The 17,373-nt window shown below is 63.2% G+C and carries 7 protein-coding genes; 6 read left to right on the top strand and 1 reads right to left on the bottom strand.

Annotated features, from left to right (window positions below; all coding sequences use genetic code 11):
• Positions 1–261 precede the first annotated feature (261 nt).
• The 4 genes from ASF14_RS04225 (at position 262) to ASF14_RS04210 (ending at position 11,143) form a co-directional block, all read left to right on the top strand.
• Positions 262–3,150, top strand: a complete 2,889-nt coding sequence (locus ASF14_RS04225; protein WP_056432126.1) for a TonB-dependent receptor domain-containing protein — start codon at positions 262–264, stop codon at positions 3,148–3,150.
• A 365-nt stretch (positions 3,151–3,515) separates the two neighbouring features.
• Positions 3,516–6,587: a TonB-dependent receptor domain-containing protein gene (locus ASF14_RS04220; RefSeq protein WP_056432123.1), complete on the top strand. Its 3,072-nt coding sequence runs from the start codon at positions 3,516–3,518 to the stop codon at positions 6,585–6,587.
• A 418-nt stretch (positions 6,588–7,005) separates the two neighbouring features.
• Complete coding sequence (locus tag ASF14_RS04215; RefSeq protein ID WP_056432120.1) at positions 7,006–10,272, top strand: TonB-dependent receptor; 3,267 nt, start codon at positions 7,006–7,008, stop codon at positions 10,270–10,272.
• Positions 10,273–10,408: 136 nt separating this feature from the next.
• Positions 10,409–11,143 (top strand): 2OG-Fe(II) oxygenase, encoded by a 735-nt coding sequence (locus ASF14_RS04210; protein ID WP_056432117.1) that lies wholly within the window; start codon positions 10,409–10,411, stop codon positions 11,141–11,143.
• A gap of 39 nt (positions 11,144–11,182) precedes the next feature.
• Here ASF14_RS04210 and clpB read toward each other — a convergent pair whose 3' ends face one another.
• On the bottom strand, positions 11,183–13,762 hold the full coding sequence (gene clpB / locus ASF14_RS04205; RefSeq protein WP_056432115.1) for an ATP-dependent chaperone ClpB: 2,580 nt from the start codon (positions 13,760–13,762) through the stop codon (positions 11,183–11,185).
• A gap of 212 nt (positions 13,763–13,974) precedes the next feature.
• Between clpB and ASF14_RS04200 the strand changes: the two genes are divergently transcribed.
• Positions 13,975–16,827 carry a M16 family metallopeptidase gene (locus ASF14_RS04200; RefSeq protein ID WP_056432112.1) on the top strand — a complete coding sequence of 951 codons (2,853 nt, stop codon included), beginning with the start codon at positions 13,975–13,977 and terminating at the stop codon, positions 16,825–16,827.
• Between the two features lie 12 nt (positions 16,828–16,839).
• A complete protein-coding gene (locus ASF14_RS04195) occupies positions 16,840–17,139 on the top strand; it encodes a hypothetical protein (RefSeq protein WP_056432109.1) in 300 nt (99 codons plus the stop codon).
• Positions 17,140–17,373 lie beyond the last annotated feature (234 nt).

The raw sequence follows: 17,373 nt of genomic DNA, 5'->3' as shown, positions 1-17,373 counted from the left end.
CCTAAGACTATGACAAATATGGACTTTGTGGGTGTCATTGCCTTCATTTTACGCCTTTTGCCCTTCCTGCCGCCCGACACGTCCTGTGTCAGTTTTGTCACTAGATTGCGAAAAGCCACGCTATTTTTGCTGTTTGTGCGTGTTAGATTGTTGCCTGATGTCAGAACTATTGCATAAACCTTAACTCAGTCGATGGCGCGCGTCTCCCGCGTGAACATCGCCGATCCGCGAAGACGGATGAACAAAAAAAGGGGTTAGAATATGAAGGGAATGCGTTCGCGCTTGCTCGCAACGACGTTCATGCTGGGTGCCTTCACGATCGGCACCGCAGCCCAGGCGCAGACCGCGCCAGCCACAGGCGGTAACGCCGACGTCACCACCTCGCCCACGACGCAGCAACCCGAAGGCGGCGAAGTCGTCGTCACCGGTTCGCGCATTGCGCGTCGCGACCTGCAGACGGCCGCTCCGATCGCAGTCGTCGGTCAGGAAGAGTTTCAGCTTTCGGGTACGGTTAACGTCGAGCAGGTCATCAACACCCTGCCGCAGGTGATTCCTGGGTCGACCGCCTTCTCGAACAATCCAGGCGGCGGTGTATCGACCTTGAACCTGCGTGGCCTCGGCCCGCAGCGGACGATGGTCTTGGTCAATGGTCGTCGCTGGGTTTCGTATGACACCTCGCAGGTTGTCGATCTGAACACCATTCCGTCCTTCCTGCTCGAAGGCGTAGACGTTGTGACCGGCGGTGCATCGGCCGTGTACGGCTCGGACGCGTTGGCTGGTGTCGTCAACTTCCGCCTCCGCAACAACCTGAACGGCGTGATCGCGGGTGGTCAGTACGGCATCACTGAGCGTGGCGATGGCCGCCGTTATGAGGGCTATGTTGCTATTGGCGGCGAGCTGGGCGATCGTGGCCATGCGACTGTCTATGGCGAATATTATAATCGTGCTTCGATCCTCCAGGGCGCGCGTGGCTTTTCGAGCGTCGCGCAGCAGGAAAATTTCGACGCGAACGGCAATCCGACCGGCCTGTTCCCCGGTGGTTCGTCGACCACGCCAAATGGCCGTGTAACCTCGACCTACGGTTCGTCTGTATGTCCAACCGGCAATGTCTTCTGCTCGCCGGGCGCCTTTTTCACCGCCCCGGGCGTCAGCCGCCGCCGTACGCCGACCGATCTCTATAATTACGCGGTCGACAATTACCTGATGGTTCCGCAGGAGCGCTACCTGCTCGGCGGCTATGCCGATTATGAATTCAAGGATGGTCACACCGCCTATGTCGAGGCGACCTTCGTAAACAATCGTGTGGCTAACGAGTTGGCGCCGACCCCGGTGACGGGCACGTACCAAGTCAACATCAACTCCGTGTCGCAGTTCCTGTCGGCCAACGACGTCGCCGCCCTTCGTGCACTGGACGCTATCGCGGCTGGCGGCAACACGGTGGGTGACGGTATCGTCCCGCTGTCGGTCCAGCGTCGCGTCAATGAAACCGGTTCGCGTAACTCGCTCGACGAGCGCAATGCGTTCCGTCTGTTGGTCGGCGTACGTGGCGCGATTACCGACGCTCTGAACTACGACGCCTATTACTCCTACGCGCGTACTCGCAACTCGAACATCCAAGCCGGAAACATCTCCAAGTCGGCGTTCAGCGCTGGCCTTAACGGTACCGCGACTCCGATCAACGTCTTTGGTCCGGGCACGCTGACCCCGGCAATGGTCGATCAGATTTCGATCGTCGCACAGAACAGCGATATGTCGGTGCTGCAGGTGGCCAACGCCTCGGTTTCGGGCTCGTTGTTCAACCTGGGCCTGGGCGCTGGCGATGTGGCATTCGCCCTGGGTGGCGAATATCGCAAGATGTCGGCTGAGTTCGTGCCCGATACGGCACTGTCGTCGGGCGACGTGATTGGTTTCAACGCGGGCGATCCCACCAGCGGTAGCTACAACGTCAAGGAAGTCTTTGGCGAGTTGCGCGTGCCGATCATTTCGGATCGCCCATTCTTCCACCGCCTCGAGCTGGGTGGCGCAGGCCGCTATTCCAGCTACTCGCTGAGCGGCGTGGGTAACGTCTGGACCTATGCGGCCGACGCGCAGTGGGCGCCGATCCGCGACATCACTTTCCGCGCTCAGTATCAGCGCGCGGTTCGTGCGCCGAATATCTCTGAGCTGTATCAGGGGGCAGCGGTTAACTTCCCGAGCGCGACCGACCCCTGCTCGCTGGCCTCGGCCGCAACCAACGCCACGATTCGCAATCTCTGCATCGCGACCGGCGTTCCTGCATCGGCGGTTGGTCAGAGCAGCACCCAGATCAACTCGCAGATCCAGGGCGTTTTCGGCGGCAACCCGAACCTGAAGCAGGAAGTGTCGGATAGCATCACCGCGGGCGCGGTGTTCCAGCCGTCCTTCATCCGCGGGCTGACGATCAAGGCCGACTATTTCAATATCAAGGTCAAGGATGCGATCAGCACCTTTGGCGGTGGTCTCGGCAATTCGCTCAGCCTCTGCTATAATACCTTCCAGAGCATCAGCAGCCCGTATTGCCAAATCTTCCTTGGCAAGCGAAATGCACTGGGTCAGTTCGATGGTGAGAACCTTCCGTCGCTGCTGAATGCCAACGTCGGTAAGCTGGAAGTGGAGGGTGTCGACTTTGCCGTGGATTACGCCACCAAGCTCGGTTTCTCGATTTTCGGTGGAGAGCAGGCCAGCCGTCTGAACTTCTCGTTCCAGGGCACTTACACCGGTAAGAACACCCTGACGCCGGTCGCCACTGCGCCCGACTTGAACAATAAGTGCGCGGGAGCCTTTGGCGCGCTGGCGTGCGGAAACCCGACGCCTCGTTGGAAGTGGGCGAGCCGTGCGTCGCTGCTCGACGGCCCGACGACCATCAGCATGCGCTGGCGTCACCTGTCGGGCGTTCGTGACGACGATCCTGATACGACCTACTTCGTCGAGCGTATCCCCGCATACGACGTGTTTGACCTGACCTTCGCGTTCGATGTCACCAACAACATGAATTTTGCGATCGGCGTGAATAACCTGTTCGACAAGAAGCCAAAGGTTCTTGGTCTGAACCAGGAACAGTCGAATACCTATCCGGGCGTCTATGACGTGCTGGGTCGCGACTTCTTCGCCTCGGTACGTTTCACTTTCTAAACCTTCGTTCTGACCCATGAAGGAAGGGGCGGTGGACCTGTTGGTCCGCCGCCCTTTTTTGTGTCGAGCCATTCCACGGTCAGGTGGTTGAAGGGCGCGATATGGCAAAAATATTGTCGCAAAATGTATCAAAGATGTGACCGCGACCTTCACCTACAATCGATATCATGACCTTGCGTAAGAGTGTATGTCCCATCCGTCATGGCGTAACGCTCGGTCGCCCGTTGCATTTTTCCCATCTTTACAATGGTATTGCTCCGTACCAATCAAGCAACATTCAGTTACGGAACGGAAATTCCGTTTCATGAAGTCAGGTAAACCGGCGAGCCGAAATCGGACGCCGGACGGGAAAAGGGGTATAGACTATGACCTATTCGTGGATGGGGCCGCGCAAGCTGGGCCTGTTGGCCACCGTTGCGCCGCTGTCGATGCTGTTGGGCGCGCCCGCGTTTGCGCAGAGCGTGCCGGCCGCCAATCAGAATGCCGAAGCCAATGCCCAGGTGGCGCAGGGCGCCGAACAGGCGGACGCGGGCACCGGCGGCGATATCGTCGTTACCGGCTCGATCATTCGCGGTGCCGATACCGGCGTGTCGCCGGTCTCGACGATCACCGCCGAGAATCTCGACGTGCGCGGCATCAACACGGTGCAGGCGGGCATCCAGGCGCTGGCATCGAACAATGGCCCGGCGCTGACCAACTCGTTCACCGCCAATGGCGCCTTTGCGAGCGGTGCCTCGTCGGTGTCGCTGCGCGGCCTGTCGACCAACTCGACGCTGGTGCTGTTCGACGGCCTGCGCGCCGCCTATTACCCGCTGTCGGACGACGGCACGCGCAACTTCGTCGATCTGAACACCATTCCGGACGACATCGTCGACCGCGTCGAAGTGCTGCGTGACGGCGCTTCATCGAGCTACGGCGCGGACGCGATCGCGGGTGTGGTCAACATCATCACCAAGCGTTCGGTGAAGGGCGTGATGGGACGCGCCGAGGCGGGCATCTCGCAGCGCGGCTACAACGCCAACCAGCGCGTCTCGCTGACCGCAGGCACCGGCGACCTGGATGAGCAGGGCTATAACGCCTATGTCAGCGGCTTCTATTATCGTTCGGAAGGCGTCCGCGCGAGCCAGCTGCCCGCGCCCTACAACACCAGCGACGAGCGCGGCATCTGCTCCAACCGCACCGGCTCGCTGGTCTGCGGTCCGAACAACATCGCCAACGGCCTGGACGCGAACAACCAGTTCACCAACGGCTTCGCGATCAACACGCCGAACTTCTATGTCCGCCCGGCGGATGCGACCAACACCACCGCGCTCGGCCGCTATCAGCTGCTGAACCCGGCGGCGGGCTGCCTCACCGGCAATCCGTACAACCCGACCGCGGCCGAACTGGCGCTTCCCGCCAACGCCACCGCACCGGGCACGGTCTGTCAGGTCGACACCCAGCGCCTGTACGGCAACATCACCCCGGACATCGAGCGTGTCGGCGGTTCGGCACGCTTCACCGCCAAGATCGGTGACACGTCCGAAGCCTATCTGCAGGTCAATTTCCAGCAGGCGACGACCAGCTATACCGGCACCCCGACGGTGATCCGCGCCAATGCCCCCGCCGGTATCCTCTTCCCGCAATATTCGACGTCGCAGAACCCGACCTCGGCGATCGATCCCAACTCGGCGATCCTGGCGCTGCCGGTCTATGTGTGCCCGCGCACGACGGTCGGCGCGTGCAACGTGACCAACGGGACGCTGAACCCGAACAATCCCTTCGCCGCCGCAGGGCAAGTCGCGCGTCTGGTCGGCCAGCTGCCGAACAGCTTCGAATCGACCAACACCCGCAGCCGCGTCTACCGCGCCGCCTTCGGGATCAACGGCACGATCCTGAACGACGTCGACTATCGCTTCGATGCGACCGCGATGCACACCGATCTGCGCCTCGAGCAGAACGGCTATGTCTACATCCAGCACCTGCTCGATGTGATCAAGGACGGCAGCTACAACTTCATCAACCCGGGCCAGAACAGCCAGGCGACGCTGAACTATCTGACGCCGACCAACATCACCAACGACAGCTCGGATCTGCTCCAGGCGCAGTTCACGCTGGGCAAGGCGATCATGACCCTGCCGGGCGGCGACCTGCGCGTCGCGGTCGGCGGCTCGATCTTCTACGAAGCGATCGACGCGCCCAGCGCCAATTCGGACGAAAACGGCCCGACCCAGCGCTATTTCCGCCTGAATGCATTCGGCACCAAGGGCAACCGCACCGTCTCGTCGGCTTTCTACGAGGTCAACGCGCCGGTCGTCGATCAGCTGACGTTGAACGCCTCGGGTCGCTATGACCATTATTCGAGCGGTCAGAGCGCCTTCTCGCCGAAGTTCGGTGCGATCTTCAAGCCGATCCGCCAGGTGACGCTGCGCGGCACCTATTCGCGCGGCTTCCGCATCCCGTCCTTCGGCGAGGCGAACGCGCTGCCCACCACGGGTTATGTGACCCAGTCGCTGAGCAGCATCCCCGACGCCTTCCTGAGCCAGTACAGCATCAATCCGGGCGCGGGTCAGATCTGTTCGCAGAAGACGCCGACCAACTGCTCGGGCTATATCTCCAACTACTCGATCGGCCAGACGACGCTGGCATCGCAGGATCTGGCGCCTGAAAAGTCGCGCAGCTTCACCGCCGGTATCAAGGTCGATCCGGTGCGCGGCCTGTCGCTGACCGTGGATTACTATAACATCCGCAAGACCGGGGCGATCACCACGCCCGACCTGTCGCCTGCGATCGCCGCCTATTATGCGGGTACCGCGATCCCCGGCGGCTTCACGGTCATCCCCGATGCGGTCGACGTGAACAACCCGAACGCCACGCCGAAGATCGCCTTCGTCCGTTCGCAGCTCATCAATGCCCAGACGATCAAGTCCGAAGGCATCGATTTCGGCATGAACGGCTTTTACGACTTCGGTTCGTTCCGCTGGAACACCAACCTGAACGCCAGCCTGATCCTGGAGCTGAGCACGACGGTGGACGGCAAGCGCCAGACCTATGTCGACACGCTGGGCAACTTCAACCTGACGGCCGGTTCGGGCACGTTCGAGTGGAAGGGCAACTGGGTCAACACCTTTGACTTCGGCGACTTCGCGCTGACGGGGACGGTCAACTACACCTCGGGCTATGACCTGTCGGCCATGGACCAAGGCGATGCGTACAAGGATTGCGGCCAGGCTCCGGCCTATTTCGGCTGCCGCGTGAAGAGCTACATCACCGCGGACGCGAACGCGTCGTTCAAGGTCAACGACAAGTTCACATTCTATGTGAACGTCCTGAACGTCTTCAACCGCCTGCCCCCGGTCGATCCGGTCACCTACGGCGCGTATCTGTACAATGCGGTGCAGGGCGGCGACGGCATCTTCGGCCGCCAGTTCCGCGCTGGCGCCAAGTTCAACTTCTAACCCCAGGGTTCGCTTCGGCGGATCCCCCTTGCAAGGGGCGGTTCCACGGGAGCCGCCCCTTTTTCTTTGGGCGCGGTAAATGGCAAAATGTTGATATGTGTGTTGTATCACTATGTCAGTAAAATCATATATACTGCTTTGCTGTCCTAACACTCTGAGTGTGGTATTGAATTAGGTCGCCATGACGGATCAGCCCAAATTTAGAGCATATCTTGGAGAAGCATGACCGTAATTGTAGCAATCGTTCGGCATTGAATCTTAAACTGTTGCATTTTCGCAAGGTCTGGCGCCTAAAAAGAATAATATATCAAAAATCCTTTGCAGCCTGACGTCATTTTCCTGACATATGTTGGTCATCGCTTCTTCACGAGGCGAATTGAGATGCGCCGATCACGGCGTTCTTGAGGGGGAATAGAACGTGACGGAAAAAGGTTTTTTCTCGAAGGCTGTGCTGCGCCACGGTGCCGCGCTTCAGGCGTTGGCGATCATCGGTGCGGGCGTTGGTACCATGGTGGCGGCCGCTCCGGCCGCTGCGCAGGACTATACGCAGGTAAACGCAACCGGCCGCGTCATCGGCACGGATGGCAAGGCCATCGGCGGTGCGACGGTAACGGTGACGTCGGCGGCACAGGGCTTCAGCCGCAGCGCGACGACGCAGCCTGATGGTTCCTATGTGATTACGGCGCTGCCGCAGGGTACCTATAGCTTCACGATCAGCGCGGATGGCTTCGACAGCTTCACCGATCCGGCCGTGCGCCTGATTCAGGGCCGTGCTGCGAACCAGTTCAATCTTCAGCCGGTGAACGCCGAGACCGGCGGCGACATCGTCGTGACCGCAGGCCGCGTGCAGGTCGTCGATTTCAGCAGCAACACCATCGGCCAGACCGTCGACGTGGCGGACCTGGCGACCCGCGTTCCGGTGAGCCGCGATCTGACGTCGGTCGTCCTGCTGGCGCCAGGCGCCGTCGGTGGCGACAATCGTTTCGCGGCGCTCCCGTCGATCAACGGCGCGTCGATCTCCGAGAATGTCTATTATATCAATGGCCTGAACGTCACGCAGTTCCGCAACGGGCTGGGTGCGGCGGGTGTCCCGTTCGAATTCTATCAGACGGTCCAGACCAAGATCGGCGGTATCCCGGCGGAGTTCGGTCGCTTCACCGGCGGCATGATCAACAGCACCACCAAGTCCGGCTCGAACGAGTGGCATGGCGGCGTGATGTTCAACTGGCAGCCGAACAGCCTCGTGTCGAAGACGCGCAACACCTATGGGGCGGATAATGACTCGTCCTATTCGGATCGCCACGAGTTCATCGCACAGCTCTCGGGTCCGATCATCAAGGACCATCTGTTCTTCTATGGCCTCTACAATGCCCGCGATATTCGCGACGGCCAGGGCTATACCGGCGTTGCGTCGGCCACGGGGACGGGGGTCAATGGTTGCGCCAGCAACCCGGCACTGTGCGCCAACTTCGCCGATCTGAGCACCTTCAACCAGCAGATCGTCGGCACCTCCTATAGCCAGAATCGCAACACCAGCCCGTTCTGGGGCGGCAAGATCGACGCGGTTATCGTCGACGGCCAGCGGCTCGAGGCGACCTATTGGAACACCACCGGTCGTCGGATCGAGAATGTCTACGGCACCAGCCGCTACACGCTGGCGAGCGGCCAGCGCTACAATCTGAACACCAACAATCCGGGTGGTTACATCGCCACCAACGTCTACCAATCGGGCGGTGAAAACTACGTCTTCCGCTATACGGGTAGTTTCACGCAGTGGCTGACCCTGTCGGCGGCCTATGGCGTCAACAAGAACCGGGATACCACCGAGTCCAGCCTGCCCAATCTGCCATCGGTGACCGACCAGCGGAACGGGGCCAATAGCGGCATCGGCAACACGCTGAGCAACGCATCGCTCAATTTCGACAAGCGTACCTTCTATCGCGCGGATGCCGATATCCGGTTCGAACTTCTGGGATCGCACCACATTCGGGGTGGTTACGACCGTGAAGATCTGGACGAAAATTCGATCAGCGTCGCCAATGGTGGCGCGCAGTACACGCTTCTGACGGCCTCGGGCGCGGCAACGACGATCGATCCGGTCATCGGACTGCCGGGCGGCACGAACTACATCAAGGGGCGTGTGTTCCGTACGGGTGGTCAGTTCTCGACCCGCAACACGGCCTTTTATGTTCAGGACGACTGGCATCTGCTGAGTGATCGCCTGAACCTGAACCTCGGCATCCGTAACGACCGGTTCGAGAACAAGAATGGCGATGGGCAGACCTTCTTCCTTGCCAAGAACCAGTGGGCGCCGCGCCTGGGCGCGAGTGTCGATCCGCTGGGTGATGGTCGCACCAAGTTCTTCGGGTCGTACAGCCGTTATTTCATCCCCGTTGCGGTGAACACCAATGTCCGTCTGGCCGGTGGCGAACTCGACTATGACGCCTATTACCAGTTTGGCGGGTTGATGGCCGACAACACCCCGATCCTGGGCGCGCCGATCACGACCGGGGCGGGCTTTACCGCCTGTCCGAACAACTCGCCGGCTGGCACGGCCTGCACCCTGCGCAACGACGGAACCGTGCCGAGCACCGTCTCGGTGGTGGCATCGAACCTGAAGCCGCAGTCGGTCGACGAGATCGTCTTCGGTGTGGAACGTCGGCTCGGCAACCGGATCAAGGTGGGCTTCAACTTCATCCAGACGAAGCTGAACAACTCGCTGGAAGATGCCGCGCTCGATCAGGCGATCCTCCCCTACTGCATCTCGCAGGGCAAGGCGGCGGCGGATTGCCGTTCGATCTGGAACGGCGTCCATCAGTTCGCCCTGATCAATCCGGGCCGCGACGTGGCGGTCACGCTGAGCGATCCGCTGCCGGGCGAAGCGACCCCGCGGACCGTGACCTTGTCGGCGGCTTCGCTGCAATATCCGCAGGCACAGCGCACCTATCGCGGCGTCAACTTCACGTTCGAACGTGAATGGGACGGCAAGTGGTCGCTGAACGCGAACTACACCTACTCGAAGAACTACGGGAACATTGAAGGCGGTGTCCGGTCTGACAATGCGCAGTCCGACGCCGGTCTGACGACGGCCTTCGACCTTCCGGTGCTGGTCAACGGCACTTTCGGGTATCTGCCCAACGATCGCCGCCACAATTTCAAGGCGTGGGGCTCTTACAAGTTCGCGGACTGGCTGACGCTCAGCTTCAACGGCTCGGTCAGTGCGCCGCGCAAGTTCGGCTGCTATGGTCGCCCGCCGGCAAGTGCCGATTATGACGCGACGGCGCCGGGCGGCATCACCGGTCTGTATTACACGACCAGCGGCGCCTATTGTAACCTCGTCAATGGATCGGTCGTTCGTAACCCGGCGGGCTTCACCGTCATCAACGACCCGTTCAACCGGGCCGGTGGCGCGCGCCCCAGCACCCTGCAGGTGGTGAACCGCGGTTCGCAGCTCAAGTCGGACTGGCTGGCGCTGCTCAACCTCGACGCGACGGTGGCCGTGCCGACCGACGCCTTCAACGGCTTTGTCCGTCTGTCGGTGTTCAACGTCTTCAACTCGAAGCCGGTCCTGCGCCTGCAGGAAACGGGTACGACCTCGGCGGGTGCGCCGCAGCCGGTCTATTCGCTGCCGACGTCGTACAATGCGGGCCGCTCGGCGCGTATCCAGTTCGGCGTGAACTTCTAACCCCAGGGTTTGCTTCGGCGAACTCTGCTAGGGGGCGGTCCTTGACGGGCCGCCCCTTTTTCTTTGGCTGCGGCACACGATCGATCGGGCGTGTTTACGGTTGCTGGCGGCTGGCGGATGGTTGAACAGTCGCAACATGAATCGACCGCCGCTTCGACTCAATCCGTCCCTGGACACCGATCGCCTGGCGCGGGACTTCGCGCGGGACGGGCGGGTGCGGATTCCGGCCATCCTGACTGAGGAATGCGCGGTCTGGTGGCATGAGCATCTGCGCCAGCGTGGCGACTGGCGTCAGGTGGTGAACAGTGGCGATCGCCTGTTCGAACTGGATCGCACGACGCGCCAGGGCATGAGCCCGGAGCAACGGCAGGCGTTGGACGATGCCGTCTATGCAGGCGCGCGCCATGGCTTCCAATATCGTTACGAGACCATTCGTACGCCCGATGGTGCGGCCGCGCGGATCGCGAGCGACGATCCCTTGGCGGTCTTTGCCCGCTGGATGTCGCAGGAAGCGACGCTCGATATGTTGCGCAAGATAGTGGGCGATGATGCAGTCGCCATGGCCGATGCGCAGGCGACGGCCTATGCTCCTGGAGATTTCCTGACCGGCCATGACGACGGTGTGGCGGGCAAGAACAGGGTGGCGGCCTATGTGCTGGGGCTGACGCCGGCATGGCGGTGCGAATGGGGCGGGCTCTTGCTGTTTCACGGCGTGCAGGGCGACGCGGCTGAAGCCTGGGTGCCGCAGTTCAACACGCTCAACATCTTCGCCGTGCCGCAACCGCATAGCGTGTCGGAAGTAACTCGCGCCGCGCCTTATCGCCGTTATGCGATCACCGGCTGGTTGCGGCGCGGGCCGGTTCCGGTCTGAGGGGGCGAGGCCGGGACGGTTTCCCGGCCTCGCGCGGGTTCACCCCACCGACAGCGCCAGTTTCCCGTCGCCCTCGTCGACGGTGACGGTCGCGCCGTCCTTCACATTCCCGCGCAGGATTTCCTCGGCCAGCGGGTCCTGGAGGTGGCGTTGGACCGCGCGGCGCAGGGGGCGTGCGCCATAGACGGGGTCGTAACCCACCCGGCCCAGCCATTCGCGCGCGGCATCGGTCAGGTGCAGGCCGATCTTGCGATCCGCCAGCAGCTTGGCGACGCGGCCGACCTGGATGTCGACGATCGGGCCCATATGGCTCTGGCCCAGCCGGTGGAACAGGATGATCTCGTCCAGCCGGTTGAGGAATTCGGGGCGGAAATGGCCGCGCACGATCTCCATCACCTGCGGCTCGACGCTCTCGACGCTCTGTCCGTCCTCGACCGCCGCCAGATACTGGCTGCCCAGGTTCGAGGTCAGGATGATCAGCGTGTTCGAGAAGTCGACCGTCCGCCCCTGGCCATCGGTCAGGCGGCCATCGTCCAGCACCTGGAGCAGCACATTGAACACGTCGCCATGCGCCTTCTCCACCTCGTCGAACAGCACGACCTGATAGGGCCTGCGCCGCACCGCCTCGGTCAGCACGCCGCCTTCCTCATAGCCGACATAGCCCGGAGGGGCGCCGATCAGCCGGGCGACGCTGTGCTTCTCCATGAACTCGCTCATGTCGATGCGCACCATGGCGGAAGGATCGTCGAACAGGAATTCGGCAAGCGCCTTGGTCAGCTCGGTCTTGCCGACGCCGGTCGGCCCGAGGAACAGGAACGAGCCTAGCGGCCGGTTCGGGTCCTGTAGCCCGGCACGCGCGCGGCGGACGGCGGTGGAAACGGCGCGGACCGCATCTTCCTGGCCGATGACGCGCTTGCCGATCACCTCCTCCATGCGGAGCAGCTTCTCGCGCTCGCCCTGCAGCATCCGGTCGACCGGCACGCCCGTCCAGCGGCTGACCACGCCCGCGATATCGTCGGCGGTCACTTCCTCGCGCAGCATCGCACCCTCGGTCGCGGACTGCGCTTCGGCCAGCTGCTTCTCCAGCTGCGGGATGCGGCCATAGGAGAGCTCGCCCGCCTTGGCGAGGTCACCGCTGCGCTGCGCCTGGTCGAGTTCGATGCGCGCCTGGTCGAGCTGTTCCTTCAGCTTGGCCTCGCCCGCGATCTTGTCCTTCTCGGCCTGCCAGCGCTGAGTCAGCGTGTGCGACTGCTCCTCCAGATTGGCGAGTTCCTCCTCCAGATGGCCGAGCCGGTCGATGCTGGCGGCGTCGCTTTCCCGGCGCAGTCCCTCGCGCTCGATCTTCAGGCGCAGGATGCGGCGGTCGAGCGTCTCGATCTCCTCGGGCTTGGACTCCACCTCCATGCGGATGCGGCTGGCGGCCTCGTCCATCAGGTCGATCGCCTTGTCGGGCAGGAAGCGGTCGGTGATGTAGCGATTGGATAAGGTCGCCGCCGCCACCAGCGCGCCGTCGGTGATGCGCACGCCGTGATGGAGTTCGTATTTCTCCTTCAGCCCGCGCAGGATCGAGATGGTGTCCTCGACCGTGGGCTCGCCGACGAAGACCGGCTGGAACCGCCGCTGGAGTGCGGGGTCCTTCTCGACATATTTGCGATATTCATCGAGCGTCGTCGCGCCGACGCAGTGAAGCTCACCGCGAGCGAGAGCGGGCTTCAAGAGGTTGGAGGCATCCATCGCCCCGTCGCCTTTCCCGGCCCCGATCAGCGTGTGCATCTCGTCGATGAACAGGATGATGTCGCCCTCGGCCGCCTTCACCTCGTCGAGCACGCCCTTCAGCCGTTCCTCGAACTCGCCGCGATATTTGGCGCCCGCGATCAGTGCGCCCATGTCGAGCGCCATCAGCTTGCGGTCCTTCAGCGTGTCGGGCACGTCGCCATTGGCGATGCGCAGCGCCAGCCCTTCGGCGATGGCGGTCTTGCCGACGCCGGGTTCACCGATCAGCGCAGGATTATTCTTGGTCCGGCGCGCGAGGATCTGAATCGTGCGGCGGATTTCCTCGTCGCGGCCGATCACGGGATCGAGCTTGCCGTCGCGCGCCACTTGCGTGAGGTCGCGGGCGAACTTCTTCAGCGCGTCATAGCGATCCTCCGCGCCCGCCGTGTCGGCGGTGCGGCCCTGGCGCAACTGCTCGATCGCGCCGTTCAGGGCTTGTGGATTCACCCCGCCCGCCGCCAGCGCCTTGCCTGCGGCCGTGGTGGAAGCCAGCGCCAGCGCCAGCAGCAACCGCTCGACGGTGACGAAGCTGTCGCCTGCCTTGTGCGCAACCTGTTCGGCCTGGTCGAGCACGCGGACCAGGTCATTGTCGAGGCCGGGCGAGCTCTGTGCACCCGAGCCGGAGACGGCCGGAATACGGCTGAGCGCCGCATCGGTCTCGCGCTCGACGCGCTTGGCATCGCCGCCCGCCGCCTGGATCAGGCCAGACGCCATGCCCTGATCGTCCTCGATCAGCGCCTTGAGCAGGTGTTCGGGGGCGATACGCTGATGACTGTTGCGGATCGCCACGGTCTGCGCGGCTTGCAGAAAGCCTTTTGCGCGGTCGGTGAATTTTTCGAGGTTCATCTGGTCTTCCTGTCGCTTTCCAGATCAGATGGTGTTGCATTTTGGCAACACAAGGGGTGGGCGGAATTTCCTGTCCGCAACATGGGATGGCCGTTTCGATAACGAAAGGGTCGAAAGACTTTCCTGCTGAAATCCGTACGTCACGCCGGATTGCGGTCCGCCGCGCGGGCGCTATGCTCGGGCCATACACCTGAGTGGGGAGACTCAAAAAGATGCGTATCAAGTCCGTGGCGCTGACCGGCGCCGCCGCCCTTGCGTTCGTCGTGCCGGGGCAGGCCGTTCTGGCCCAGGCCGCGCCGAAGACCGTGGCCGCCGCCAAGCCCGCACCCGTCTCGGCGCTCGTGAAGGCGGTCGACATCCCCTATCAGACCTTCACGCTGAAGAACGGCCTGCGCGTCGTCGTCCATACCGACCGCAAGGCGCCCGTCGTGGCGGTCAGCGTGTGGTATGACGTCGGGTCTAAGCACGAGCCCAAGGGCAAGACGGGTTTTGCCCATCTGTTCGAGCATCTGATGTTCAACGGCTCGGAAAATGCGCCGGGCGATTTCTTCGCGCCGCTCAAGTCGGTGGGCGCCACCGATTACAACGGCACCACCTATTTCGACCGGACCAATTATTTCGAGACGGTGCCGACCGCCGCGCTCGACCGCGCGCTGTTCTTGGAATCGGACCGCATGGGCTATCTGCTCGGCGCGGTGACGCAAGGGGTGCTCGACGAGCAGCGCGGCGTCGTCCAGAACGAGAAGCGCCAGGGCGACAACCAGCCTTATGGCCTGACCCAGTACAAGATCCTGAGCGGCCTGTTCCCCCAGGGGCATCCTTATGCCCATTCGACCATCGGCTCGATGGCCGATCTCGACCAGGCTTCGCTGGAGACGGTGAAGGACTGGTTCCGTAGCCATTATGGCCCGAACAATGCCGTGCTGGTGCTGGCGGGCGACATCGATGTCGCCACCGCCAAGCCGTTGGTCGAGAAATATTTCGGTGCGATCCAGCCGGGTCCGAAGAGCGTGCTGCCGACCGTCACCATCCCGACGCTGCCCGCGCCCGTCAACGAAGAGATGAAGGACCGCGTCGCCGCCGTCATGATCAGCCGCAACTGGGCGGTGCCGGGGCTGAACGATCCTGAAACCGCCTCGCTGGTCGTGGCCGGTTCGATTCTGGGCGGGCTCGCCTCGTCGCGGCTCGACAATATCTTGGTCAAGCAGGAAAAGCTGGCGGTGCAGGTGTCGGCGGGCGACCGTCCCTTCTCGCAGGTCGGCATGTTCAACATGATGGCGATCGTCCGTCCCGGCGTCGATCCGGCGCTGGTCAACAAGCGGATGGATGAGATCCTCGCCGACTTCCTGAAGAACGGCCCGACCGCCGATGAGGTGCAGCGCGCCGTGACCCGCTTCGTGTCGGGTCGCGTCCAGGGGCTGGAGTCGGTCGGCGGCTTCGGCGGCAAGGCGGTCGCGCTGGCCGAGGGCACGCTCTATTCGAACGATCCCGGCAAATATAAGAAGCAGCTCGAGGGGATCGCCGCGCAGACGCCCGCGACCGTCAAGGCGGCGGCCAACAAGTGGCTGTCGCGCCCGGCCTATACCCTGACCGTCGTGCCGGGGGCGCGGGACGCCTATGAGGAAGCCAAGGTGCCGCCGCGCGCCGATGTGCCCGCCGCCCCGGAACAGGCGCCCAAGGGCACGCGCGGGCCGCTGCCCGATGTCGGACAGGTCAAGCCGCTGAGCTTCCCCGCCGTCCAGCGCAGCCGCCTGGCCAATGGCATCGAGCTGATCTACGCCCAGCGCACCGCTGTGCCGGTCACGCAGATCGCGACCTCGTTCGATGCCGGTATCGCCGCCGACGTGCCCGGCAAGCTGGGCACGCAGCGGATGGTGCAGGCGATGCTCGACGAGGGCACGACCCATCGCAACACCATCGCCATCGCCGAGGAGCAGGAGCGGCTGGGCGCCTCGATCGGGTCGAGCGCGACGAACGACCGCACCGTCGTCGGCCTGGACGTGCCGAGCATCAACCTGGCCCCCGCGCTCGACCTTTATGCCGATATCTTGCGCAACCCGGCCTTCCCCGATCCCGAACTGGCGCGAGTGAAGGCGCAGACACTGGCGGGCATCAAGCAGGAGCTGACCAGCCCGCAGGGGCTGGCGGGCCGCGTCCTGCCGCCGCTCGTCTATGGACCCACCAGCCCCTATGCCAAGGCGCAAGGGGCGGGCGATCCGGCGGCGGTCGCGGCGATGACCCGCGAGCAGCTGATCGCGTTCCAGCAGGCGTGGCTGCGTCCCGACAAGGCGAAGATCTTCGTCACCTCGGACCGTCCGCTGGCCGAGGTGAAGGCCGCGCTCGACCGGGTGTTCGGCGACTGGAAGGGCACCGGTACGGCGGGCGTGAAGAGCTTCACCGCCGGCCAGCCCTCCGCGCCGAAGATCGTGCTGGTGAACCGGCCCGACAGCCCGCAGTCGATGATCATGGCGGGCGCGCCGACCGCGCTGAAGGGGGTGGACGACCTGCTGCTCCAGAACACGGCGAACGACGCGTTGGGCGGCAGCTTCCTCAGCCGCATCAACACCGATATCCGGGAGAACAAGCACTGGTCCTATGGCGTGCGGGGCGGGTTCCAGACGTCGGAATTCGCGGCGCCCTATATCATGTCGGCACCGGTGCAGGCGGACAAGACCGGCCCGTCGATCGACGCGCTGCGCACCGACGTGGCCGAGTTCCTGACCACCAAGCCGATGGATCAGGTCGAATATGACCGCGCGATCACCGGCGCGATCCGTTCGCTGTCGGGTAATTTCGAAACCTCGGGGGCGGTCCTGTCGGCGATGCAGGCCAACGACCTGTACCGTCGCCCGGACAATTACTATGCGACGATCACCCAGCGTTATCAGGCGATGACCCTGCCGGCGCTGAACAAGTCGATCCAGACGGCGTTGAACCCCAAGAGCTTCGTCTGGGTGGTGGTCGGCGATGCCAAGACGGTCAAGCCGCAGCTCGATACGCTCGGCCTGCCCGTCGAGGTGGTCGAACCGTCGGCGATCGTCGCGACCGCCCCGGCGGCACAATAAGGGAGAGTGAGAATGGCGGGAATCGACGGAACCTGGGACTGCATCGTCAAGTCGCCGCTGGGTGACCAGGAAATGACGCTGACGGTCACGACCGAGGGCGATCGCTTCACCGGTTCCGGCGGCGGCCAGATGGGCGCGATGGAGATCGAGGGCGACGTGTCGGGCAATACGATCACGTGGAAGATGTCGATCTCCTCGCCGATGCCGATGACGCTGGACTGCGAAGCGACCGCCGATGGCGATATGCTGACCGGCTCCGTCGGTGCGGGCGCGTTCGGCAGCTTCCCGCTGTCCGGCACGCGCGCGGGGTAATTTCCGCGGGCTGAATTGTGGAAGGGCGGCGCGTCGGTGGACAGGCCGCCCTTTTTCATTGGGGTGGGGCGTGGGCTTCGACTTCGCTCAGGCTGAACGAAATTTGGTATCCAGTCCCATACCCCAACAGCCGTTCAGGCTGAGCGAAGTCGAAGCCCACGCGAAAACCGTCGCGACATAACCGGTTCAATTCCCGCCAAATCCCGTTACGCTGCCCCCCGAAAACCGAAAAGG

Source organism: Sphingomonas sp. Leaf257, assembly GCF_001422185.1.
Taxonomy (GTDB): domain Bacteria; phylum Pseudomonadota; class Alphaproteobacteria; order Sphingomonadales; family Sphingomonadaceae; genus Sphingomonas; species Sphingomonas yabuuchiae.
The sequence above is the reverse complement of the archived record's forward strand: the minus strand, read 5'-3'. Positions and strand labels throughout refer to the sequence as shown.